The sequence below is a fragment of the Wolbachia endosymbiont (group A) of Cydia strobilella genome (genome assembly GCF_964026745.1).
In the GTDB taxonomy this organism is placed as follows: Bacteria; Pseudomonadota; Alphaproteobacteria; order Rickettsiales; family Anaplasmataceae; genus Wolbachia; species Wolbachia pipientis.
This window is the reverse complement of record NZ_OZ034694.1, coordinates 946,116-968,721: the sequence shown is the minus strand read 5'-3', so window position 1 is coordinate 968,721 and position 22,606 is coordinate 946,116. Positions and strand designations below refer to the sequence as shown.

The 22,606-nt window shown below is 33.5% G+C and carries 23 protein-coding genes, 2 other RNA genes and 1 pseudogene; 11 read left to right on the top strand and 15 right to left on the bottom strand.

Going from position 1 to position 22,606, the window contains the following annotated elements; genetic code table 11:
* Positions 1-45: 45 nt before the first annotated feature.
* From dnaN to ffs, 7 genes are all read right to left on the bottom strand, one after another.
* Positions 46-1,203: a DNA polymerase III subunit beta gene (gene dnaN, locus AAGD76_RS04820; protein ID WP_038199350.1), complete on the bottom strand. Its 1,158-nt coding sequence runs from the start codon at positions 1,201-1,203 to the stop codon at positions 46-48.
* 124 nt (positions 1,204-1,327) lie between these two features.
* Positions 1,328-1,825: an invasion associated locus B family protein gene (locus AAGD76_RS04815; protein WP_341820462.1), complete on the bottom strand. Its 498-nt coding sequence runs from the start codon at positions 1,823-1,825 to the stop codon at positions 1,328-1,330.
* The gene (locus AAGD76_RS04810) at positions 1,818-2,711 is read right to left on the bottom strand and encodes an RNA polymerase factor sigma-32 (protein WP_341820461.1); all 894 of its coding nucleotides are present in this window, start codon (positions 2,709-2,711) and stop codon (positions 1,818-1,820) included. The genes AAGD76_RS04815 and AAGD76_RS04810 overlap by 8 nt, the downstream gene beginning before the upstream one ends.
* A 317-nt stretch (positions 2,712-3,028) precedes the next feature.
* Positions 3,029-3,727 (bottom strand): acyloxyacyl hydrolase, encoded by a 699-nt coding sequence (locus tag AAGD76_RS04805; protein ID WP_341820460.1) that lies wholly within the window; start codon positions 3,725-3,727, stop codon positions 3,029-3,031.
* Between the two features lie 608 nt (positions 3,728-4,335).
* A complete protein-coding gene (locus AAGD76_RS04800; protein WP_341820567.1) occupies positions 4,336-4,650 on the bottom strand; it encodes a YbaB/EbfC family nucleoid-associated protein in 315 nt (104 codons plus the stop codon).
* A 21-nt stretch (positions 4,651-4,671) separates the two neighbouring features.
* Positions 4,672-6,273, bottom strand: coding sequence for a DNA polymerase III subunit gamma/tau (gene dnaX / locus AAGD76_RS04795; protein WP_341820459.1), 1,602 nt, complete (start codon positions 6,271-6,273; stop codon positions 4,672-4,674).
* Between the two features lie 21 nt (positions 6,274-6,294).
* Positions 6,295-6,384, bottom strand: an RNA gene (ffs, locus tag AAGD76_RS04790) — signal recognition particle sRNA small type.
* 236 nt (positions 6,385-6,620) lie between these two features.
* On the opposite strand from ffs, the pseudogene AAGD76_RS06430 reads away from it, so the two are divergent.
* Both AAGD76_RS06430 and AAGD76_RS04780 read left to right on the top strand, forming a co-directional pair.
* Positions 6,621-6,737, top strand: a pseudogene (locus AAGD76_RS06430) (WPE palindromic element domain-containing protein); the annotation flags it as partial.
* A gap of 107 nt (positions 6,738-6,844) precedes the next feature.
* On the top strand, positions 6,845-7,498 hold the full coding sequence (locus AAGD76_RS04780; RefSeq protein ID WP_010081992.1) for a glutathione S-transferase family protein: 654 nt from the start codon (positions 6,845-6,847) through the stop codon (positions 7,496-7,498).
* Position 7,499: 1 nt separating this feature from the next.
* Here the strand turns inward: AAGD76_RS04780 and AAGD76_RS04775 are convergent, their stop codons facing one another.
* On the bottom strand, positions 7,500-8,147 hold the full coding sequence (locus AAGD76_RS04775; RefSeq protein ID WP_010081993.1) for an O-methyltransferase: 648 nt from the start codon (positions 8,145-8,147) through the stop codon (positions 7,500-7,502).
* 250 nt (positions 8,148-8,397) lie between these two features.
* On the opposite strand from AAGD76_RS04775, the gene AAGD76_RS04770 reads away from it, so the two are divergent.
* Positions 8,398-8,676 (top strand): DUF2671 domain-containing protein, encoded by a 279-nt coding sequence (locus tag AAGD76_RS04770; protein WP_341820458.1) that lies wholly within the window; start codon positions 8,398-8,400, stop codon positions 8,674-8,676.
* Between the two features lie 29 nt (positions 8,677-8,705).
* Here AAGD76_RS04770 and AAGD76_RS04765 read toward each other — a convergent pair whose 3' ends face one another.
* The 3 genes from AAGD76_RS04765 to ssrS all read right to left on the bottom strand — a co-directional run bounded on the left by AAGD76_RS04765 (position 8,706) and on the right by ssrS (position 10,106).
* Positions 8,706-9,410: a DsbA family protein gene (locus AAGD76_RS04765; protein ID WP_038199341.1), complete on the bottom strand. Its 705-nt coding sequence runs from the start codon at positions 9,408-9,410 to the stop codon at positions 8,706-8,708.
* A gap of 54 nt (positions 9,411-9,464) precedes the next feature.
* The gene (locus AAGD76_RS04760) at positions 9,465-9,926 is read right to left on the bottom strand and encodes a type II toxin-antitoxin system RatA family toxin (RefSeq protein ID WP_010963012.1); all 462 of its coding nucleotides are present in this window, start codon (positions 9,924-9,926) and stop codon (positions 9,465-9,467) included.
* A gap of 19 nt (positions 9,927-9,945) precedes the next feature.
* A non-coding RNA gene (gene ssrS, locus AAGD76_RS04755) (6S RNA) lies at positions 9,946-10,106 on the bottom strand.
* 116 nt (positions 10,107-10,222) lie between these two features.
* On the opposite strand from ssrS, the gene AAGD76_RS04750 reads away from it, so the two are divergent.
* A complete protein-coding gene (locus tag AAGD76_RS04750) occupies positions 10,223-10,813 on the top strand; it encodes a phospholipid-binding protein MlaC (RefSeq protein WP_010963011.1) in 591 nt (196 codons plus the stop codon).
* Entirely contained in the window at positions 10,810-12,099 is a 1,290-nt protein-coding gene (locus AAGD76_RS04745) for a bifunctional folylpolyglutamate synthase/dihydrofolate synthase (RefSeq protein WP_022626401.1), read from the top strand. Before AAGD76_RS04750 ends, AAGD76_RS04745 begins: the two co-directional genes overlap by 4 nt.
* Here the strand turns inward: AAGD76_RS04745 and AAGD76_RS04740 are convergent.
* A complete protein-coding gene (locus AAGD76_RS04740) occupies positions 12,067-13,029 on the bottom strand; it encodes a J domain-containing protein (RefSeq protein ID WP_410529804.1) in 963 nt (320 codons plus the stop codon). The two genes, AAGD76_RS04745 and AAGD76_RS04740, sit on opposite strands and share 33 nt — an antisense overlap.
* Positions 13,030-13,653: 624 nt before the next feature.
* Between AAGD76_RS04740 and recA the strand changes: the two genes are divergently transcribed.
* The 6 genes from recA (at position 13,654) to plsY (ending at position 19,793) form a co-directional block, all read left to right on the top strand.
* Positions 13,654-14,721 carry a recombinase RecA gene (recA, locus tag AAGD76_RS04735; protein WP_010963008.1) on the top strand — a complete coding sequence of 356 codons (1,068 nt, stop codon included), beginning with the start codon at positions 13,654-13,656 and terminating at the stop codon, positions 14,719-14,721.
* Positions 14,722-14,908: 187 nt separating this feature from the next.
* Positions 14,909-15,601, top strand: coding sequence for a phosphatidylserine decarboxylase (locus AAGD76_RS04730; RefSeq protein ID WP_007548750.1), 693 nt, complete (start codon positions 14,909-14,911; stop codon positions 15,599-15,601).
* Complete coding sequence (locus AAGD76_RS04725) at positions 15,598-16,368, top strand: CDP-alcohol phosphatidyltransferase family protein (RefSeq protein ID WP_015589351.1); 771 nt, start codon at positions 15,598-15,600, stop codon at positions 16,366-16,368. Before AAGD76_RS04730 ends, AAGD76_RS04725 begins: the two co-directional genes overlap by 4 nt.
* A 22-nt stretch (positions 16,369-16,390) precedes the next feature.
* Positions 16,391-17,734 (top strand): amino acid carrier protein, encoded by a 1,344-nt coding sequence (locus AAGD76_RS04720; protein WP_341820456.1) that lies wholly within the window; start codon positions 16,391-16,393, stop codon positions 17,732-17,734.
* A 1-nt stretch (position 17,735) separates the two neighbouring features.
* The gene (locus AAGD76_RS04715; protein WP_155969383.1) at positions 17,736-19,202 is read left to right on the top strand and encodes an alanine/glycine:cation symporter family protein; all 1,467 of its coding nucleotides are present in this window, start codon (positions 17,736-17,738) and stop codon (positions 19,200-19,202) included.
* Positions 19,203-19,214: 12 nt separating this feature from the next.
* Positions 19,215-19,793 carry a glycerol-3-phosphate 1-O-acyltransferase PlsY gene (plsY, locus tag AAGD76_RS04710; RefSeq protein WP_010963004.1) on the top strand — a complete coding sequence of 193 codons (579 nt, stop codon included), beginning with the start codon at positions 19,215-19,217 and terminating at the stop codon, positions 19,791-19,793.
* On the opposite strand, the gene AAGD76_RS04705 is transcribed toward plsY, so the two are convergent.
* From AAGD76_RS04705 to AAGD76_RS04695, 3 genes are read right to left on the bottom strand one after another with little or no spacing between them, the layout of a single operon-like run.
* On the bottom strand, positions 19,784-20,056 hold the full coding sequence (locus AAGD76_RS04705) for a hypothetical protein (RefSeq protein WP_274999465.1): 273 nt from the start codon (positions 20,054-20,056) through the stop codon (positions 19,784-19,786). The two genes, plsY and AAGD76_RS04705, sit on opposite strands and share 10 nt — an antisense overlap.
* Complete coding sequence (locus tag AAGD76_RS04700; protein WP_264374273.1) at positions 20,049-21,638, bottom strand: hypothetical protein; 1,590 nt, start codon at positions 21,636-21,638, stop codon at positions 20,049-20,051. The genes AAGD76_RS04705 and AAGD76_RS04700 overlap by 8 nt, the downstream gene beginning before the upstream one ends.
* Before the next feature lie 52 nt (positions 21,639-21,690).
* Positions 21,691-22,602 carry a cation diffusion facilitator family transporter gene (locus tag AAGD76_RS04695; RefSeq protein ID WP_341820455.1) on the bottom strand — a complete coding sequence of 304 codons (912 nt, stop codon included), beginning with the start codon at positions 22,600-22,602 and terminating at the stop codon, positions 21,691-21,693.
* Positions 22,603-22,606: the final 4 nt, after the last annotated feature.

Sequence of the window (22,606 nt, the reverse complement as noted above, 5' to 3'; positions counted from 1 at the left end):
CCACGGTATCTCCAGATTCCGCTAACAAGCAGCGAGATGACGAGTTTAAGTTCTCATTGGCATTACTACATATAATGCACTTGAATCGTCTTCATCAGTGATAATTGTAGCACTATTACCATCGGCTAAGCTAAACTTACATTTATTTTTTATGCAGGATAGAACATCAAGTAAATAACGCGAGTTGAACCCTATTTCTATAGGGGCTTCATTGTAGTCCACTTCTATGGATTCAGTTGCATCACTGCACTCTTGGGAGTTTGAATGCAGAGTTAGCAGCTTTTCTTGTAGTGAGAATTTAATAGATTTTACTTTATCAGATACAACAACGGAAACTCGATCTATAACGTCTGAAAGTTTTTTACTTTCAATAATCATATGCTTATCTTGAGATGCTGGAATAACTGCTTTATAATTTGGAAAAGTTCCATCTATTAATTTTGATATTAGAATATATTCACCGCATGTAAACTTGATTTTTCTGTCTGAGAGTTTTACTTTAATTTCATTACAATCGTCCAATATTTTTAACAGCTCCATAACAGTTTTACGTGGAATGATCACACCAAATTCGCCATTGATGTTCCCAGGCTTTGGCCTCTTTATACATGATAAACGATGGCCATCAGTTGCAACGCAGTACAGAAATTGCTCATCTGTATGTAGATATATTCCATTTAAATTATACCTTGTATCATCTAGTGATACAGCAAATTTTGTTTTAGTTAATAAGTCTATCAGGTCTGTATTTAGTAGAGTAAAATCATGTTTATAATTGTCTTCTTCAAGAGCAGGAAAGCTGCTTGAAACTACATTCGGTAAAGAAAAGTTTGCATTTCCGCAAGACATCAATAATTTTCCTTGGTTGTTTACTTCAAAATTGACATCCAAATCAGCGGGTAACTTCTTCACTATGTCATGTAAAGTATGCGCTGAAATTTTTACTTCTCCTTCTGTTAATACGGTTGCAGCAAGTGAGGCAAACATTGAAATGTCAAGATCAGTTGCCATTAATTTTATACTGCCGTGTTGTGCTTTGATATTTATACACGCCAAAACATCTATTGCATTACGCCTTTCAACCACTCCACTTACTCTGGATAATGTATTTAAAAGACTTGTGCGGCTCACGCTAAAACGCATCTGCTCGCACACAGAATTTTGCTTTTTGATTTCTGTATCTACACCCGCAACCTCTGACATTGCTAACTCTCAAAAATATATTTTAAATGATATCCACATCCCATATAAAGTAAAGTGCTATTTATATTTCTATTGAAAGAGTAGTCTAGTTTATACTATAGCTGGGTATTCTGTTACAATAAGTTTACTTTGTATGGCATAAATCATGCATTTTTTGATACGCTTTTTGAAAACCAAGTAGGGAATAAGTATCATCAATGGTCACTGTTTTTGTTTTCCCATTCACTACCATTGATAATCCCTGCTTCATTTTTAGAATGAGATCTTGATCTATTTTTGTATGCTCGGCCCACGCAAGACTTCCCTGTATTATAGGCAATGTATATTTAATTTTTTTGTCGATATTGAGAGCTACAGGCTCCTTATCATACTGAAAACCAGAGGTAACGCTTACCTCATCTGCTTTTTTATCAACATAACTAACCATTACATACGGCTTGCGATTGGTTGTATAATATTCGCTTTTTTTTTTAGGATAGGATACAATATAACATACTTTCTCTCCATCTTCCAATGCAGTATACACGAGCCAATCTTTATATTTTTCCTTCAATTGTACATCACTAACCGATGCAAAAGCGCCTATCGAAAAAAATATTAGAAATATAAAAAAACTACGCATGCAAACCAAATTTCAAACTTTCAGATTGTATATATTGTTTTACCTTAGCCATCGCCTGCTCAGCCAACTGCCTTATTCTTTCTCTTGAAACACAATATTTTTTACTAAGTTCATCCAGAGTTTGAATGTTTTCAGACAAATATCTACTGATAAAAATGTCTCTTGCCCTTTCGTTGAGACTCGCTAGTGCATTGTTTAAAATTGTTTCTTTTAATTCTTTTTCTTCATGATTCTGATAGGTTACTTCTTGACTGACCAAGTTACATGGGATCATATCTTGCAACTCCCTTTTAGAGTCATCACCTATTTTTATGCAATCGTTTAGCGACTGATCCTTACAAGCCATACGGTAATTCATCTGCAGAACGTCTCCTTCGGATACAGAAAGCTCATTAGATATTGCTTTTATTTCTTCATTATTTAAAGTTTCCCTGTTTGTATACTGTAAAATTCTTTTTTTTATTTTACGTAAACTAAAAAACAATCTTCTTTGTGCTTGCGTTGTGGCTATTTTCACAAACGACCAAGATTTCAATATAAAGTCTTTTATTGAAGCTTCAATCCACCACACTGCATAAGTTGAAAAACGAAACCCTAAATCAGGATTAAACTTTTTCACTGCGTGCATTAAACCCATATTTCCTTCCATAACCAGGTCCATCAACAATAGCCCATAATTTTTGAATTTCATTGCAATTTTCACTACCAAATTCAAATGGCTGGTAATCAATTTATGAGCAGAAGAAACATCCTTATATTGGTTCCAATTTTTTGCTAATCGTACCTCTTCCTCTTGAGACAGCATAGGAAATTTTTGCACCCTAGCAATATATTGCATGAGATTGGTTCTGCTATCGACACATAAGTTTGCCATTGAGGTCAACATAACAACTTAAATTAAAACTTCATGCATATAATATATTGATTTTCCAGCAAAAATTCAAGCTTTGATTTGAAAAAAGTACAAATTTTCCATCTAATTTCTTGGAGACAGTAGGCCGCAGTGTTAGCTAATTGGATAACATTATGTAACTTTAGATGATATTCTATCAATACAATGGTGAACGTTATAGCTTAAACACATAGCAAATAGTGTTATTCCAGTGCCTTGACACTGGAATCCACATTTCTTTTTCTAGATCCCAGTGTCATGCTACTTGGATGACAAGAAAAAACCCACTGGGATAACAAGACTGAGATAGACTAGAAATTAAACGCTACTCCAGCTTCTGCACCAACAGTGCTGTAAAGAACTTTGTATGCGCCTGCATCAGTAACCTGTTTGGTTGAATCTCTAGGATCTGTTTTTTTTCCATCAAAATTAGCACCATAAGAACCGAAATAACGAGCTCCAGCATAAAGCTTGATTTCTGGAGTTACATCATAGCTAACACCAGCTTTTACTTGACCAGCAAAACCAAATTTACTTTTTTGATCATTTATAGGGGTTTTCAAAGGAGTGCTAATATACGCTGCACCAACGCCAACACCAATGTATGGAGTGATAGGCATATCTTCAATTGCTACATCGTAATAAACGTTAACTAGTCCTGAAATTGCTGTTAAATTATCTGCAACTGTATCACCTACTACATCTGCATCTTTATTCAACCATGAGTAAAGCCCTTCAACATCAACTCTAATGTCGTCCATTTTATAGCCAAACGCACCACCACCAGCTATAAAAGATGCTTTTAAGGGACTATCCTTTTCTTTGCCTGTTGCATTTGTAATACCATCAACTTTTGTGAAAAGAGGTAAAAATTCACCATTGTATTGCAAACGAACGTAGTAGCTAGTTTCTTCATCACTTATTGGACCAACAGGATCTGAAAAAGCAGAGTTTGATAAACTTAGCAACGTTGCTAAAGCGGCTGCTGAAAAAAACTTTTTATAATGCATAATTGTCCTCGTAAAAAAATTAAAATTCCACTTTAGCAGTCTAAGTAACAACTAAAGTTAAGTCAAGTGCTAACTTAATAACACAAAATATCTTACATTTTAACTAATTTTTAGGAGAAGACAAAGATTTTATTAATGAATAAATACGACTTTTTTACTCTTGATTTTTTGGTATAGCTAACATAGGTAAGATTTACTATCGAAAGACCTCGTCATTCCGCTGCTTGTTAGCGGATGAGATACCGCGAATGAATCCATAACTACACGAACATTGCAATTTGGGCCTACCAGGAGGGCAATGCCTCTTATCCAAGTACCATCTTCTTGTCATCCCAGTCTGGGATCCAGGAATTTTATTAAGTTGGTAAGCATAAAAGTAGCCGTTTTATGTTAAAACACAATGTTCTTGATGAGATTACGGCAAGGCTGGATTCCAGACTGGAATGACATCGTTTACTATGTGCCATATTGCAATGTTTGTACAGTTGTGGAATGAATCACGGTATGACGTAGGGCTATGCTAGTATAGGTACATTATATGAAGAAGTACTAGCGTTGGGAATATTAGAAAAAAAATACTTACACTAAAAGAAACTTCAGTAGTAAATTCAAAAAGGAAGTTTAAACCCAGATGATAAACCCATCATACCTGCAAGATCAGAAGTTGCATTCGCCATATCTTCTTCTGCTTTTTTAACGGCATCATTAAACGCTGCTGTTACTAAATCCTCTACTATATCTTTTTCCTCATTTCTCATAAGTTCTAAGTCTATGTTCACCTTTTTAGCTTTATAGCTACCTATTTTTATGACTTCCACTAATACAGAAACTTTGCCACCACCAGAAATACCTTGAAACTCTTTTCCAACATATTTTTCTTGAGCTTCTGCAAGCTTTTCTTGCATCTCTTGCGCTTGTTTCATTATTTGACTAAAATCCACAACTTACTCCTTATTTTCTATATTAACTACTTTTGCACCTTTAAACGTGTCAAGGATATCCTTAACTGCAGGTGCATAATTTAAATTACTCACTTCCCTGTTTATATAACCTGTATCAACTGCAATAACCCACTCTTGCTGAGTCACCTGGCTTAAGTAATTTTTTAAATCATTGCAAAAATTACTATCCAACTTAGATACAGCTTTTAATTTTAAATATCCAGGTTTACAATCTATTAATTGTAGATTATTACACTGTTGTTTGTAAAGATAAATTTGGTTACTCCGCCTTAATAGTTGCAAAATCTTATCAAAATCGTAATTTTGTTGTTTATTTTCCACATGGATCCCAGTGTCACGCACTGGGATGACAGAGTGGGGTTGTTGTTTACTTTCCACATATTTTTTTGGATCCGAGTAGTCAGCTACTTGGATGACAGAGGGGGAAGGTGCAACAGGTCTGCCCTGTCTATTTCCTTGCTCTACATTCTGTGAAAGAATTTTTTTGATCACCTGTTCTGGAGAAGGTAGATCAGAGAGATAGCAAAGACTAATTAGCATCATTTCAGCAGCAACATCGTTGCATGTTGAAGTTTTTATATCTTGAATACCTTTAAGCAACACCTTCCACAATCTCGAAAAAAATATTAAAGATCTCTTTATACTTAAATCTTTTATCCTATTCTTTTCATGCTCTGTAACTGCACTATCAATCTCTTTCGTAATTAAAAAACGGCATATTAACTGAATTGTTTGCAATAGACCTTCAAAAATACTAAGTGGGTTTGCTGTTTTTATCGCCTTGTCAAACACTGATAGAGCTTTCTGTAAATCACCTTCTAATATTGCCCCTAATAGATCGAATATAATATCTTTATCCACTAGGCCAAGTATGTCTGTCACATTTTTAGTGGATATTGCACCATCTTTGCTATATAGCACTGCTTGATTCATCAAAAACAAGGCGTTACGCATTGAATTTCCAGAGTGTCGTGCAATTAATTCTAATGCTCCCTTTTCAATGGAATAACTCTCTTTTTGTGCAACATCATTTAAACGTTCCACTATTTTAGCTACAGGAATGTTGTGTAAATCAAATCTTTGACAACGTGCAATAATAGTTATTGGTATCTTTTTTATTTCCGTAGTTGCTAAAATGAACTTTACACTAGATGGTGGCTCTTCTAGGGTTTTAAGTAATGCGTTAAATGCACTGCTAGATAGCATGTGTACTTCATCTATAATGTAGACTTTGAATTTAGAGCTTATAGGTGAATAGCAAATATCTCCCAGGATTACTTTAATATCGTCAATGCTAGTGTGACTTGCTGCATCGATTTCAATTACATCTGGATGGCTTGAATTTTTTATTGCTAGACAATTTTCACATGATCCGCAAGGTTCAAAAATTGGCCCCAGGGAACAATTCAAACATAAAGCTATTATCCTTGCAGTGGTGGTTTTACCAACTCCACTACTACCAGAGAGCAGTATAGATTGTGGGATTTTGTTTAAAATAAAAGCATTTTCTAATACACGCACTAATATATCTTGACCTACTAGATCTTTGAAGCTACTAGGACGATGTTTTAATGCTATATTCATAGCCTCGGATAAAACAAATAATGAAATAGGTATGCAACCCAAAAAGGTTCTGATATGGCTGCTTCATTTCTGATCTGACCAAATTACAGAGTTTTTGCCTGCATACCTTATAAAATATTATACTTTTTTTTTTATTTAGCAAGGTATATCCTATATTAGCTCTATAATTTGATATGTTAAATTTTTTACAGTGCTATTTTGAAGTAAACAAAAAGTTAGTTGTCATGCAAGTCACTACAAGATTGTCACTCCAATGTTTATTTATGTCATTTCAGCGCTTATTTATGTCATCCCAGTGCCTAGGCATACAGCTGTATGAATGTTGTGATATAAGAGCAATTTTTACCGAAAAGGATGTCATCCCAGTGCTTGACTACTTGGATCCAGAAAACTTAACTGTAAATGAGCGCACTAGGCAATTGTATAACAAGAACTGGATTCCAGTGTCAGCTACTTGCATGACACTACCTGCTACGCAAACTTCTGTGGACTACAAAGAAAGTTCGTACAGTTGTAGGTCAAGCCATAGAGTAACAAAAAAAGGATATTGGTATAACAAAAGAGGAACATTATGATTTTATATCATTTTCCTCTTTGTCCATTTTCACGAAAAGTTAGAGCTTTTCTAAAAGAAAAAAAATTAGGCTGTGATCTAGTGTATGAAAATCCGTGGGAAAAGCGGAATGAATTTATGGAGATCAATCCAACCGGGCAAGTACCAGTGTTAATAGATAATAACTTTGTAATAGCGGATAGTAATGCCATTTGTGAATATATAGAAGAGACTTACAATAGCGACGTCAAATTACTTGGTTCATCCACTATTATTAAGTCTAAAATACGCGCTCTAATCAATTGGTTCGATAACAAATTTTACAATGAAGTTACTAAGTATATTATGAATGAAAAAGTAATTACTAACCGCAGCCCTGACTCTAGATTTCTTCATGCAGCTCAGCATAACCTGCCTTGCCATATGGAATACACCGAACACTTAATTAACAAGAACGTTTGGCTTGCAACTGATAAGTTCACTTTAGCTGATATTACTTTAGCATCGCATATTTCCGTAATGGATTATGTAAGTAGTTTTCCATGGGAAAAAAGTAAAATTTTAAAAGAATGGTACTCCATTGTTAAATCAAAGCCTTGTTTTCGTGAGATATTATTAGAGAGGATTTCTGGTTTAATCCCTCCTAAACATTATGCTGACCTTGATTTTTAACTTATGTTAGCTTTAAAGCTACAGTCATTCCTTCATCAGTTGGAATCAATATAGAGAAATATTTTTTTTCATCTGATAATCTATTATTAAACTCCCTCATGGCATGCCATGATTTTTCTGATACTTCTTTTGGAGGCGATTCTAAAAATACTGTGTTAAACAGTAGAGTGTTATCTGCAACGATTAGCCCATCTTGTTTAATGTATGACTCTGCCCAATCTAAATACTTAGGATAACTACTTTTGTCAGCATCAATAAATATCATGTCAAATGGTGCTTTTGCTGATAATTCATTAATTTTTTCCAGTGCATCGCCTTCTATTAGAGTAATTTTATCACTTAGATTAAAAGCACTAAAATTTTTTTTTGCTATTCTTGAGTGTTGAGGATTATTTTCTATTGTATATATATGACCGTCTTTTAGTAGAGCTTTTGCCATGCAAATCGACGAGTAACCGTATAACGTGCCAATCTCAACAATACTTTTGATTTTTTGGATTTTTATAAATAAACTTAATAGCTTTCCTTCTTCAGGGCCAATTTGAATATGTTGCTTTTTTTCAAGAATACAATATTCTTCTATTTTTTTATATTCTTTTGCAAATAGATTTCTTATGTATGACAATTTTATACTAAAATTATTACGCATATATTATAAATTAGGGAGACTTAATTCATACACAATTTATAAATATAATAATATAGTTTAAAATAATAAAAACATTTATTTTAAGTTATTATTTCATAGTATAAAATTTTAAGTGACAAAAATTATTATATATCGTACTATAGTTAACTAGTATAATAAACAGTCGATTATTATGCTAGAATTAAAGGGATTGTTTATGCGCATTTCTCTTTTTAAAATATAATTTTTATAATCAATTAGAGGGGGTTATATGTCTTATACTATTGCTGGTGAAGTTGAAACGTTAAACAAAAAATCTAACAAGAATGAAGGGGTTATGTTACTACATAATCCAGCTTATCGTGAAAAGTATAAAGAACGTTTTGATGAAGCTCAGAGAAAAGTTATGGATATGGTTCAGTTTTATGATGGGACAATAGTATTAATAGAGAATAAAATCGCTATGTATTACTACACTTGGCACAGTAAAAAAAGAGAGTTTGAGCGTAAAAAACAACAAACAGTAGTGAAAAACAATGGCTCAGCATAGAGTCTTTTATATGGTAAGCTACAGTGGTATTACTTCACTATAGCTTTTCCATATAATTTATCTATCACATTAGTGAAATATTTCAGCTCTTTATACCCTCCATGTTTAACTTTATTATGCTCTATATATGATTTATCATCGTTAAGCTTGATGAAAAATATTGGAGTGGCTGTGATACCAAGTTTATTAATTGCCAGTGATTTATCATTTACGATTTTATCCATTATTTTCTTATCATTAATGCATTGGTTAAATGCATCTTGCTTTAAGTTGCTTAGTGCAGCAATTCTTTGTAGTAAAGTCAAATCACTTAAATTGTAGTAATTCCACGAATCTATTGAGTTAAAAACAGCTTTGTTAAAATTAAAGTAGTCTTCTTGTTTTTCGTAGCAATGACTTAGCATTGCAGCCTTTAGCCCTCTGTAATCCAAAGGAAAATGACGAAATATATATAACATCTTACCTGTGTCTATATATTTCTCTTTAATTTTAGGAAAAACATTCCTATGAAAAAGAGAGCAGTGATAACAAGTTAATGAAGCATATTCTATCATTAGAATTGGTGCTTTTGGATCTCCTAATAATTTATCATTAGGTAATGGTGATAATAGCTCATTTGATGTTATTTCATTGGGTTTTTTTTGAATGTATTGGTTATCGGATAAATCTTGCTTAACAACTGCATAAGAATTAACACTTATGAAAATTAATAAAAACAATAGTCTAAAAATCATTACAATATAAACACTTAACTTACTAAAAAAAATTATACATTTATATTAATAATGTCAAGATAACTTTTGTTTAGCAAGGCTTTCAGCCCTATCTTTAAATGCAGCAATTATTTTACTTTGTGTATACTTATATACTGAGTTTAATAAAGTGGAAAATGAGTTGGACTTAAACTTAAACTCTATATAAAACTTTACCATAGTTTTATTTTCATCTATGGGAATGAATTGCCATTCATTGTATAGATGTTTAAATATTCCATTTGATGATACAGCTTTTATCCAACCTTCATTTGTTCCACTTGGAGAAAGAGAAGTAACTTCTGATGTATATCTACCTTTAATTCCATGAAAAGCTGCGAGGAGATCCACAACCATTTGGTTGTTAATTTTTTCTTTTATATAAACGGCTTTGCACCAAGGAACAAAATCAGGATACCTTTCAACATCAATTACAATTTGGAATACTTCATTAGGCAAACATAGGAAAACACCCTGTTCTTTGTATTGATGAAGCATAAATGTTAAACCAATCAAAATAGGATCCGTATCTACCGTCAGCCTTAGTAGATTCCTGAGACTAAAGTTAAGGTGGGCATCGCGTATCAATTTCAACGAAATTAACAGAGGCAATTCCCTTGACTAGAAATTATCGCTCGGGAAATTTAACTTAACTCATAACGCATAGAACAGACCCTTAATTAATTGTAGATGATTTATACAAGGTGTGTCTATAGATATATTAAAGCTAGCGATTATTATTTAATCTTTATTAAACTTTGCATTCTAAGTATCATAGCTAATAAATATATCTTATGAACATTACTAAAGTTTTAACTATCATTGTTTTTATTGTAATTTCTTCAAGTGCTTACACTAATTGTACAGATCACAAAATTTTTGTGCATACTATGAAGCAACAAGTGGATGGTATATCTACAAAGGAGAATAAAAAAAACCGGGAATGTGTGCAAAAAAAGCTTCAGGAGGTCATTCAAAACAATGTTAACCTCAAAGGAATATCGCAATTCGTCATAGGAAAACATTGGGCTTTAGTTAAACAAAAAGAAAAAGAAGATTTTTTAAGAGAGTATGAAGTGTATCTTACGCGTTTGTGCGTTAAAATTTTATATAAATACATGCATGATAGTGAAATGATCATAATGAGTACAAAAGCAGTTGACGATGAAACTTGCTTAATTGGTACAAGATTTTCTTACGGTGATGAAGAATTTACAAATATTGATTTTAAAGTTACTAAAAATAACAGTTCTTTCTTGATAAGTGATGTTGTAATGAGTGGAATAAGTATTGCTATTAATCAACGTTATCAATTTAGTGAAAAAATCGACACGCATGGCATAGCAAGCGTTATAGCTGAATTAAAATGCAATAACAATCCATGATATATATGCCTCATTGGCCTAAGCCACTTGGTAGCAGGCCGAATGATTTTTCTCTTGATCGCATAAAAGGCTTTCTTAGCAAACTAGATAACCCCGAGAAAAAAGTGCCTCCCGTAATTCATATAGCTGGAACTAATGGGAAAGGCTCAACACTAGCATTTATAAGATATATAATGCAAGCAGCAGGGTATAAGGTACACGCATACACTTCTCCACATTTAGTGAGTTTTAATGAGAGGATAGTGATAGCCGGCAGCTATATCGACGATAATGAATTATATAGCTTATTAGAAGAATGTCGTGCAGTAATTGCAGAACAACCTATCACTCTGTTTGAAGCTGCAACTATTGCAGCTTTTTTAGCTTTTTCTCGTCATAAAGCCGATATAACTTTAGTTGAAGTGGGTATGGGTGGAAGGCTTGATGCAACAAATGTTATAGATAATCCGATTTTAACAATAATTACTTCCATTGCACTTGATCATACGGAATATCTTGGCCCTACTGTAGAAATTATAGCAGGTGAAAAGGCTGGAATAATGAAACCTAATGTTCCTTGCGTAATAGCACCGCAAGAAAAATCTATAGTGAACACGCTAGAACACCACGCAATAAATAAGAAATCTCCCTTGTATAGAGGAGGTCTTGAATGGAATTGCAAAAAAAAGAACAACAAAATGGTTTTTCAATCAGCTATTCAATCAATAGAATTTCCTTTGCCATCTTTAAAGGGTGATCATCAGGTGATTAATGCAGGCAATGCTATTGCAGCATGTAGTATTTTAAGTGGAAAGTATGAATTTGATATTGGAGAAGAGGATATCACTTCAGGTTTACAGTGCACTTATTGGCCTGCACGGCTAGAGTCTATAAAAGAAGGTAATTTAATTTTCCTACTACCGAAAGATTGGCAATTATTTTTAGATGGTGCACACAATAATGATGGTGCTAGAGTACTATCTCAGTGGGTAAAAGATAATTTTGCTGAAGGTATTTATATGGTTTTTGGTGTTACTAGTAACAGAAATGTGGAAGAGTTCTTAGAGCACTTAAAGCCATATATCAAGCTACTATGTGCGGTTTGTGTTAAGTCTGAACCTAAAGCAACAAATACAAATTTGATTAGGGAAAAAGCCAATAACATAGGAATAAAAGCAGTTGAATGTGAATCAATTGGCGATGCAATATCAAATCACATATTAAAAGCCTCTACCCAAAACGTCAAAACCATACTAATCTGTGGCTCATTGTTCCTAGCTAGAGACTTCGCTATGGAGAATAGCTAACTTTGATGATATTAACTGACCGATGGGGAAATAACTTTGATTGCTCATAGTACTGCTTGGCTTTTCGTTATCGACTTCTATAAACTGATCATCACCTTTAAATTGCTCCTCAATTGAATTTATAGCTGTCTTTTTGAGAATATAATTACTTGCAGCATTTAAAATAGGTGAAGTAACAATTAAAAGCGTGAATGGTAATGAAAGTAATAAGCCGGATAACATCATAGAGTTAGTTATACCAAAGCCGTTGGCAACTAAATCTAATCCCATACCGAAAAACATTAAAGATGTACAGATTGTGTTGCTCAAAATAACTGAATTTTTTAGCCACTTTAATTTAGTCCTATCACTCTTTGAAAAATTTTCGCATTCTTGGTCAAAGTTAAACAATAATAAAATATTAGTCTGATGATTAAACTCTTTCCCATTTCTAGTATAAATGCTCTTAACAGCTAGATTTAAAATAGATCCTGCTAACAAGGGAGCAAGAAAACCTACTGCTATTGGTACATTAGAAGAAATACCATTAATTATTAAAAATGCAATTGATGTGAAGGATACTAAAAGAACTCCTAAGAGATTTGAATAAGAAGAATATTTTACATAAGCAGTTACATTATTGTTAATTGACTGCTGCTTATTATAGAGTTTATTTCTGCACTTATCATCTAAGTATTTTTGCAATTCTTCATAACTGCGACTCCACAACTTACCGCGTAATTCTTTTATTAAATTATTTCTTTTATTGAGACCTTTCTCCAATGGCTCTATTATAAATTCTTCAAAAAATGGCTTATTTAATGCAATAACCTTAAATTTCTCCTCCGCTTCTTTATTGTTTGGGTTTTTATCTGAGTGATATTTTAACGATAATTTACGGTATTGTTGACTAAGCTTTTTCTTAATATTCTTAATGTCAGAATTTACCACATCCTCCTTTTGAATATTAAATGTTAAAAACAACTGCTTTAAAGCGTGGTACTCATTTTCATTCAAAACATTTCTAGCCACATTACACCTACAAATTAACTAACTATTAATGTTCTATAATATACATATTTCCAAACTATGTCAATTATTTCATAAATATCTTTGGTAAAAATTATTTCTGTTATGACTAGCATGATAAGTGTATGAAGCGACTAAAATTGTCATTACAGCGCTTAGTGTACGACAGTGCTCCAACATTTAGGGTTGCAGTTTTCATGGCAGATCTGAGTAGCTGACCCATCTAAGAGGTGTCATTCAAGTAGCTGACACTGGAATGGCTTTGTTGCATCGCACCTTATACGGTAGTAATTTACAATAAATTCATGTAGCCATTTCGAATTTAGTCATTTCAGTGTTGGCTACTTGGATGACACCACCTGCTATGCTGCAAATTGCAACGTTCGTACACTAAAGTATAGTGTGTTACTAACGAAGGCAAACAAATATCTGCTTTATGAAAACGTTAATATTTTTCATTGAAATAATACATAAATACTAGAAAAACCTTGGCAGGTTATTCGCGTTTGATTATCATAGAGAATTATATAAATTAATAAATGATCTATGGCAAGTAACCCAGAAGAAAGAAATAGTGATAAACAAAAAGCGCTAGATAACGCAATAAGCCAGATTGAAAAAGCATTCGGTAAAGGTGCAATAATGAAGTTGAAGCAAAACCCTGTAGAAAAAATAGACACAATATCCACAGGATCAATTGCGCTTGATTCGGCTCTAGGTGTTGGAGGTCTGCCAAAAGGGCGTATAATTGAAATATTTGGCCCCGAGAGTTCTGGTAAAACCACTCTTGCCTTGCACGTGATTGCTGAAGCACAAAAAAAAGGAGGATCATGCGCATTTATCGATGCAGAACATGCATTGGATGTCTTATATGCTCGTAAACTTGGGGTAAGCACTGATGATTTAGTGATTTCACAACCAGACACTGGAGAGCAGGCGTTGCATATTGTTGAGTATTTAGTGTGTTCTGGTGCGGTTGATGTGATAGTTATTGACTCTGTCGCAGCATTAACTCCAAGAGCTGAAATTGAAGGTGATATGGGTGATCAACATATGGGGCTGCAAGCAAGGCTTCTAAGTCATGGGCTACGGAAACTAACCTCTGCCGTTTCAAAAGCGAACTGTATATTGATATTTATTAATCAAATTCGTATGAAAATAGGAGTAGTGTATGGAAATCCTGAAACTACCACGGGTGGAAATGCATTAAAATTCTATACTTCTGTAAGGCTTGATATAAGAAAAGTTGGTGTAATAAAAGACAAAGAAAATATTACAGGTAATGAAACAAGAGTTAAAGTTGTAAAAAATAAAGTTGCTCCTCCATTTAGAGAAGCGAAATTTGATATAATGTACAATGAAGGTATATCAAAACTCGGAGAAATAATAGATATGGGAGCAAAGCTTGGTGTGCTTGAAAAAGCAGGCGCTTACTATTCATATAACAACACACGTCTTGGGCAAGGAAGAGAGAATGTAAAAACTTACCTAAAAACAAACAAAGAAGTCGCAAATGAAATAGAAACGAAAATCAGAGATTTACTCAGAAATCATGATAATTCTATCATAATAGACGAGGATAGTGAGCAACTTTTAGAAGAATCAGTTTTCTGATCTAAACTTAGGCATTAGATTTTGTGTTGGACGGGTTGTTACAGTATGACGGTAATTCTATGTGCTAATATAACAATCTGTAATGTTACCTTGTATCAAAAAGACTTTGCTGAAGCAGTTAAAAAAAGCTTTTCATGAGAAATTATAAATGATAAATTGTTAACAATAGGTTATTGTTAATAAGATTATGTGTTTTGGTTTACCTAATATAAACAGGGAAGGTTATTCATTTATAGTAGTTTCCTTTATAGTAACGTGTATAGCATTCTCTATATCTTGGGGGTTTGGCGTTACGTGCTTGTTTCCGACATTATTGTGTACTTATTTCTTTCGTGATCCAGCAAGAGCTGTGCCAAACAATAAGAATCTTATATTAAGTCCTGCTGATGGTGTGATTTCAAAAATTGAAGAAGTTAATTATCCTTTATCAGCAGAAAACGGAGAGGAGAAGAAGTTTACGCTTGTTAGCATATTTTTAAGTGTTTTGAACGTCCATGTGAACCGTATACCAATATCTGGTACGATAAAGGAAATGAGTTATAAAAAAGGCAAGTTTGTATCCGCAATGAGCAATAGGTCTAGTAATGAAAATGAAAAGCAGGTTATTGTAATTGAATACGAAAAGGGGAAAGAAATTATTGTGGAGCAAATAGCTGGATTAATTGCACGTCGTATCGTTTGTAATTTAGGAATATCCCAGAACGTAAAAGCAGGTGAAAGGTTTGGAATTATAAGGTTTGGCAGTAGAGTGAATATCTATGTTCCTGCTGATACAGAAGTCAGAGTTTCAGAAGGGCAAACTGTTATTGGTGGTGAAACAATTATAGCAAACTTAAATAAGGAAAACGTTCAAGAGAAGCTTACTTTTGACGTTATATGAATAACGATGGAAGTAACAGTAGATTCTTACCTATTACTAAATTATTCCCAAACTTTATAACTTTATTGGGTTTATGTTCTGGTCTCACTTCACTTAAATTTACATTTAATGAACAATGGGAATTCTCAGTAATTTTTATCATCATTGCAGCAATAATAGATGGAATGGATGGCAGAATAGCTAGAATTCTAAAATCAACTAGCGATTTTGGAGCCCAGCTTGATTCTTTTGCAGATTTTCTAAATTTTGGTGCAGCGCCTGCATTTCTTTTGTATTTTTGGAAGCTAAACGAAATCAAAGTCATAGGTTGGATTTTAGTAATGATATACGTAATCTGCATATCAATAAGACTTGCAAGATTTAATGTTTCGCTACACTCAGAACAACCATACTGGGAAAAATTTTTCTTTTCTGGTGTTCCAGCTCCAGTGTGTGCTTTACTTTCTTTGTTACCAATAATTATTACCTTTCAATCTCATGAGAGTGAATACTTACTTCTCATAGAGCGATTTTTTAACACAAGAAACGTAGCTTGTTACTTTCTGGCCATTTCATTTTTTTCGATAAGTCACATTCCAACTTTCTCTGCAAAATATATTTATATTCCCAAAAGCCTATCCTATATATTTGTGTCATTTTTTGGAGTACTTATTGTATTTTTCATCAGTAAGCCCTGGATGACTCTACCAATTTTAGGTATAGTGTATACACTTACTATTCCAATAAGCATCGGGTTTTACATATATTTTACATATAAAACTCGTTAGCTAACAAAAAATAGAAAACTGCATGATTTTGAAGATAAGTGAACTATTAAATTCATTTCTGTATATAAAGATATTCAACATTCCATTTATAATTATTTGGGTAATTGCAACTGGAATCTTTTGTACTGCCCAGTTCAAATTCATTAACTTTAGGTTACTTAAATATGGAATACAGACGCTATTCAATCTAAAGTGTAATAACAGCAACAATGGCATAATCACTCATATTCAAGCGTTTGCAACAGTAATTTCAGGAACAGTTGGTCTTGGAACAATATCAGGAGTTGCAATAGCTATCACAATAGGGGGCCCAAGTGCAGTTTTTTGGATGGTAATTACCGGAATACTTGGTATGTCGATAAAGTTTGCCGAGGTGGTGCTTGCATTTACTTATCGCTCTGAAAATACAACTGGCGGGGCTTTTTATTACATGAAGTACGGGCTTGCAAAAATTGGATTTGCAAAAACTGGTAGATTTCTTGCCTTCACTTATGCGATTATGCTACTTATTGCAATGATTTTGGGCGGTATACCATTTCAAGCAAATCAAATAGCAGCACTATCAAATAACCTCCTAGAATACAACGCATCCATTATTATATCCCTGCTTGTCTTTATTGTAATATTGGGAGGAATAAAGCGCATTGCTTTCGTTTCAACGAGCTTAGCACCAATTATGATAGTGCTATATGTGGGTATGTGTATATATTTAATTTATGTAAACGGAAGTAATTTGCTGAATGCTCTATCCATAATATTCCAAGATATCTTCAATAAATCAGCTATAGGAAGCGGAGTATTGAGCGGATTAATAGCCGGAGTGAGAAGATCAGTGTTTGCTAACGAAGCAGGTACCGGAACAGCAGCTATAGCACATTCAGCTGTAAAAGAAGAAGATCCAATTAAAGTTGGGTGCGTTGCAATGATTGCACCACTTATAGACACAATATTAATCTCATTTTTGACTGGTATTGTGATAATTATCACTGGTATGCATAGCACTGATAACGTGGGTGATATTACACTAATTAGTTCGATATTTTCAACAGCTTTGCCCTTGTTCAGCAAGTTAGTTTTTCCGCTAATGATGTTTTCCTTTGCATTTTCCACAATAATAGCTTATTGTTACTACTGTGAAGTTGCTTTGCTGTATTTATTTGGTAGTAAAAAAATACTGATACCGTTCCAAATTCTTATAGTGGTTTCAGTGTATATCAGCTGTATGTCAAAGAGTATAGAATTTATATCTTATTTAGGTGACAGTTTGTTTATGTGCCTTATGATTCCAAATGCTGTTGCAATATATCTACTAAGAAGGGAAGTTTTGAATACAATAGATTCTTATTACAATTCTAAAGGGTATTAACATGATTTATAGATTGCTTTGTATGGTGTTATTTTGCCTATTGTTTAATGATGTGTACGCTGCTTCAGGTTTTTACGAAAGTTATGACGCTGTGTTGAATGGAATAAATAACTTCATGAATGAAGTACTGTTTTTCAAGATCCTTTACGTGCCATTTATAATCCTTCTACTAGTTTTTGGTTATGTGTTTCTAACATTACGTTTTGGATTTCTCAACATAAGAATGTTTAAGCATGCGTTTGCTATTTTATGTGGAAAATATGACACGAATCACCATGATGGTCATATTACGCATTTTCAGGCATTTATGACTGCACTTTCAAGCACAGTAGGCCTTGGAACTGTTGCTGGAGTCGCAATTGCAGTTTCAATGGGTGGACCAGGAGCGGTGCCTTGGATGATGATTACAGGTTTTTTTGGTATGTCAGCAAAATTTGCTGAGGTAACGTTGGCGTTTAGACATAGAACAGAAGATCAGGACCAATTGTTTAGTGGTCCCTTTCAGTATATAAGGAATGGTCTGGAGGAATTTGGATTTAAAAAACTTGGTATTGTGCTGGCTGCCATGTATGCAGTATTCTTTGTATTATCAGGTCTTGGTGGAAGTGTAGCGTTTCAAACCAACCAAATGGTTTCAATATTATCTGGCTATTCAAGTTGGGTAGATGGTCACTCTTGGTTTCTTTCTTCCATAATTTCTGCGCTGCTTGCTCTAGTGATTATTGGCGGAATTAAAAGGATAGCTAGAGTATCTTCTGCACTAGTGCCTATTATGTCACTTATATATATCTTTAGTTGTATTATTATTATTGCATTTAATATTCATAACCTTGGTTATACGTTGAAAATATTATTTTCCACTATGATAGATTTCAATGCTGTTGGCGGAGGGATGGTAGGAGCATTTGTTGCTGGAATTCAAAGGGCAATCTTTGCCAGCGAAGCAGGTGTTGGTTCTGCTTCAATTACTCATGCAACAACTAAAGATGAAGAACCAGTAAGAACTGGACTAGTCGCTATGATAGAACCATGCTTTGACACAATGTTAATTTGCTGTTTAACAGGAATAACAATAGTAATAACAGGTGCATACCAAACAGGTGTTGGTGAGGGAATATTAATTACTCACAAAGCATTTGAGACAGTTTCTCCATGGTTTCCTATCCTTCTAACAGTAGCTGCTCCTTTGTTTGCATTTTCTTCAGTAATTTCGTTTGTATATTGTTGTGAAATGGGGTGGCTATATTTATTCGGTGCAAAAAGTATAGTGATATACCGCATAGCGGTAATAATTGTGGCGTTTTTCTCTGGTCTTTCTAAAGATATAATGGCTATTGCCAATATCGGTGGAACTTTATTCTCTTGTTTAGCTCTCATCAACATGACAGCGCTTATACTGTTTAGTAATCAGATTAACGATGAAGTTCAGTGCTACCTAAAAAGGCTGAGGAATAATAAAATTAATTAGGTTCTTGGTATAATGGAAAAGTATGTAGTCCTTATACTGTCCTACATACTCGGTTCAATACCGTTTAGCTTAATCATTACAAGAATAAAAGGGATAAACTTAAGAGAAGTAGGTTCAGGAAACATTGGTGCTACAAACGTTGCAAGGACGGGAAATAAATTTCTTGCTGCTTTGGCATTATTTCTGGATTCCTTTAAGGGATTTATTGCCGTTTATATAGCACAACAATTTTGTGATAATAACGATTTTTATATATATGTATCTGCAATTTTAGCAGTTTTAGGACACATGTTTCCTATTTGGCTAAAATTCAGTGGAGGAAAGGGCGTTGCAACCACTCTAGGGATACTGATAGCATTTAACATCGATATTACTTTAGTATTCGTAATAATTTGGATAATAGTCTTTCTTGCCTTTAGATACTCTTCCCTTGCTTCACTCAGTGCTACTTCAACGGCTGTAGCATGGTCCTTTTTTTTTCAGAGGAATTTGTTCTTAACATTACTAATTATAGGAGCACTGGTCTTCCTAAAACACCACAGAAATATTGTGAATCTTCTGCAAGGTAAAGAGTATAAATTTTATAGATAATGTACTGCCAAATTATTGACACTTAAACTACGAGACAAATTGCTTGACGGTATGATTTTGTCCTCTTTGTTTAAGTCTATGATTTTTGCTTTTGTTATATTCTCTACTTCTTGAGGTGTTAAAAGACCATCTTCAATGAATTCCTTTTTTGTTTCTCTTATTTTTTCATAAAGTTGAGTAACGTGATCTTTATTTCCTTCATATACACTTTCAATTTCTAACTCTAGCTTATGTGAAGCTCCTTTTTTTAACATTTCATCCATTGCTGCTTTTGTTACTTTTAACCTTTCTTGCAAAATTTTCGTTATTTTTACTGAGTTCTACATATACCCTATAACATCTTTTTTCTCTTGGGAGCATTCTTAACCCATCTAACATGCTAATTATCTGACCTTCAATAGTCTTCTCAGCCTTTAATTTAAATTCTGCTACTTCTTCTTCTATTATCTTATTAGCTATTCTCTTAGCTCCATCCAAAGATGAATCCTTGAGAGAAAAATCTGTCTCGAGTAGATCTCGATTTAATAGCTCTAAGAATACTTTTTTTCCGATGTTTTCGAGTAAACTTTCTTGGTCATCTAAATCATGCTCCTGCAGTTTATTTCTCATGTGCTGAACCAGCTCACAACATTGTAATTTATTTAACTTTATAGAGCTAATATTTTTCATTAACGTCAGCACAATTTGTTCACTATATTGAGAAGTAATACTCAATAATTTTCTCATTAAAGGAATACTTACTTCTGAAATAAAATCATCAACTATTTTTTGACTTTCATCGTCTTCATAACCATTTTGAACGTCATACCAAGCCTTAAGAATTTCTTTATTGTTTTTCTTGTTTTTTAACCTGTCTAACATAAACTCACGTGCTTTATTTTGTGCTTCTGAGAGCAACATTTCCCTTGGGGGAGTAAATCTAATTTCTGGATCAGGATGAATACCCTCTAGCGTGCTTAACATTCTATAGATAATACCGGTGAAGCAAGTGTTAGGAATTCGCTCTTTTCTAGAGAAAGTTTGGCTATCAATTAAATTAGAAATCAATGCATCCTTTTTACTCTTAACGGCTTCTCCGTCTCCATCATTGCAAGCCCTTAAAACTAAAAGCAGAACCTGCCCACCTGTAAAGCCGGAGCTATGCTTTTGATCATCTTTGCAAAAGTCATCTAAAAATGCAATTACTCTTCCTTTATCCTCATCACTAAACTCATATGAATTGTTTATATATCCAATGAATTGAATATATTCATCATTTTTGATTACGTCTTCAGGTACTTGTTCACTATACTTACCTTTTAATTTATCAATATTTTTAATGATATCATCATTTAATTGATGGGGCAGTAAATGTTCAAGCTTAACATCAAAACTATTAACCATACCACGTAAATTCTCTTTTATACCTTCCAAAAAGAAATTTATAGAAGCTTTAAGCAGCGTAAATGGGTTAAAATCTTTTGGCCTTAGTTCACTCTGCAATAAAATTAATAGCATTGTAAGTGGTATAGTTCCCAGTAACGAAATAAGCAAGAAAGTGGTAGTGAAAGTTAGATATGTTATGAAAGCAGAAAACAAGAGGAAGGCTGCTACCTTGATTGTATTGTTTTTAAAAAATATTTCCCAATATTCCCTTTTGCTCATTTTTTGCTGTTTTGCCGTTTTTATTTCTTTGTAGATATAAAGAGTTTTAATTTCAGACCTGAAGAACATAGTACCAAGAGAAAAAAGAACATTAACAGGATTAGTGATAATGCTTAACGAGACAAAAGCTCCAAAGTAGCTAACAAATTTTAGCTTACTAGAATCCTTTGAAGGAAATTGTATTTGAGAAATACCTATCATAGCTTACCTTCAACATCATTACACTCTAGTAATAGCATAATAATTTAAAACGTCAATGTTTAAGTATCTTATTATCCGCACACTCATCGTATTCGATCTCGACTGTAGAGTGTGCTATCTCGAACTTATCTAGCAATATTTTTTTTATTTCATATAAAACATTGGTGTGCTGCACATTTTGCTTTATTTTAGCATGCATGGTAATTATAAAATAATTATCAGACAGCGACCATGTATGTATGTGGTGCACATCTATCACTTCAGGTAATTCTGATGTGATCTTACTTTTTATCTCTTCAGCAGATATACCCTCAGGCGTACCTTCAAGGAGTATATGGCAAGAATTTTTGAGAATTTTATAGCCGCTATTTAGAATTATCACACTAACAAATACTGATAAGATTGGATCTACTATTTGCCATCCAGTAAGCATGATAATTATAGATGCAAGTATAGCAGCTACAGAACCTAAAATATCTCCTATAACGTGTAGTACAGCACTTTTTATGTTTATATTGCTCTCGCATTTACTATGTAATATAAAAAAGACTATTATGTTAGAGACAAGACCGAGTGTAGCAATTATTAACATTACTTTCCACTCAACATTGACTGGAAAAATAAACCTCTTTATTGACTCAATTATAATGATTACTGCAATGAGGAATAGAGTTAAACCATTAACAAATGCTGCAATTATCTGCAACCGATGATATCCGTATGATCTCTGCAAATCGGATTTCTTAGCTGAAAACCTATGTGCTAACCAGCTTAAAACCAAGGCAAAGAGGTCAGTGAGCATATGCCCTGCATCTGATAATAGAGCAAGCGAATGTGAAATTATTCCACCTACTATTTCCATAAACATTGTTATCGCAACTATTATTATGGAATAGATTAAGCGCTTGGACTCCGCTGCTGAGTGTTTACCGTTATGCACTGCTGTCATATAAAATCTTTTCATAAAC

What these genes read in the sequence shown, in the direction of transcription:
- dnaN (WP_038199350.1), bottom strand. Translation starts at nt 1,203, where the DNA reads ATGTCAGAGGTTGCGGGTGTAGATACAGAAATCAAAAAGCAAAATTCT.
- AAGD76_RS04815 (WP_341820462.1), bottom strand. Translation starts at nt 1,825, where the DNA reads ATGCGTAGTTTTTTTATATTTCTAATATTTTTTTCGATAGGCGCTTTT.
- AAGD76_RS04810 (WP_341820461.1), bottom strand. Translation starts at nt 2,711, where the DNA reads ATGTTGACCTCAATGGCAAACTTATGTGTCGATAGCAGAACCAATCTC.
- AAGD76_RS04805 (WP_341820460.1), bottom strand. Translation starts at nt 3,727, where the DNA reads ATGCATTATAAAAAGTTTTTTTCAGCAGCCGCTTTAGCAACGTTGCTA.
- AAGD76_RS04800 (WP_341820567.1), bottom strand. Translation starts at nt 4,650, where the DNA reads ATGAAACAAGCGCAAGAGATGCAAGAAAAGCTTGCAGAAGCTCAAGAA.
- dnaX (WP_341820459.1), bottom strand. Translation starts at nt 6,273, where the DNA reads ATGAATATAGCATTAAAACATCGTCCTAGTAGCTTCAAAGATCTAGTA.
- AAGD76_RS04780 (WP_010081992.1), top strand. Translation starts at nt 6,845, where the DNA reads ATGATTTTATATCATTTTCCTCTTTGTCCATTTTCACGAAAAGTTAGA.
- AAGD76_RS04775 (WP_010081993.1), bottom strand. Translation starts at nt 8,147, where the DNA reads ATGCGTAATAATTTTAGTATAAAATTGTCATACATAAGAAATCTATTT.
- AAGD76_RS04770 (WP_341820458.1), top strand. Translation starts at nt 8,398, where the DNA reads ATGTCTTATACTATTGCTGGTGAAGTTGAAACGTTAAACAAAAAATCT.
- AAGD76_RS04765 (WP_038199341.1), bottom strand. Translation starts at nt 9,410, where the DNA reads ATGATTTTTAGACTATTGTTTTTATTAATTTTCATAAGTGTTAATTCT.
- AAGD76_RS04760 (WP_010963012.1), bottom strand. Translation starts at nt 9,926, where the DNA reads ATGCTTCATCAATACAAAGAACAGGGTGTTTTCCTATGTTTGCCTAAT.
- AAGD76_RS04750 (WP_010963011.1), top strand. Translation starts at nt 10,223, where the DNA reads ATGAACATTACTAAAGTTTTAACTATCATTGTTTTTATTGTAATTTCT.
- AAGD76_RS04745 (WP_022626401.1), top strand. Translation starts at nt 10,810, where the DNA reads ATGATATATATGCCTCATTGGCCTAAGCCACTTGGTAGCAGGCCGAAT.
- recA (WP_010963008.1), top strand. Translation starts at nt 13,654, where the DNA reads ATGGCAAGTAACCCAGAAGAAAGAAATAGTGATAAACAAAAAGCGCTA.
- AAGD76_RS04730 (WP_007548750.1), top strand. Translation starts at nt 14,909, where the DNA reads ATGTGTTTTGGTTTACCTAATATAAACAGGGAAGGTTATTCATTTATA.
- AAGD76_RS04725 (WP_015589351.1), top strand. Translation starts at nt 15,598, where the DNA reads ATGAATAACGATGGAAGTAACAGTAGATTCTTACCTATTACTAAATTA.
- AAGD76_RS04720 (WP_341820456.1), top strand. Translation starts at nt 16,391, where the DNA reads ATGATTTTGAAGATAAGTGAACTATTAAATTCATTTCTGTATATAAAG.
- AAGD76_RS04715 (WP_155969383.1), top strand. Translation starts at nt 17,736, where the DNA reads ATGATTTATAGATTGCTTTGTATGGTGTTATTTTGCCTATTGTTTAAT.
- plsY (WP_010963004.1), top strand. Translation starts at nt 19,215, where the DNA reads ATGGAAAAGTATGTAGTCCTTATACTGTCCTACATACTCGGTTCAATA.
- AAGD76_RS04705 (WP_274999465.1), bottom strand. Translation starts at nt 20,056, where the DNA reads ATGGATGAAATGTTAAAAAAAGGAGCTTCACATAAGCTAGAGTTAGAA.
- AAGD76_RS04700 (WP_264374273.1), bottom strand. Translation starts at nt 21,638, where the DNA reads ATGATAGGTATTTCTCAAATACAATTTCCTTCAAAGGATTCTAGTAAG.
- AAGD76_RS04695 (WP_341820455.1), bottom strand. Translation starts at nt 22,602, where the DNA reads ATGAAAAGATTTTATATGACAGCAGTGCATAACGGTAAACACTCAGCA.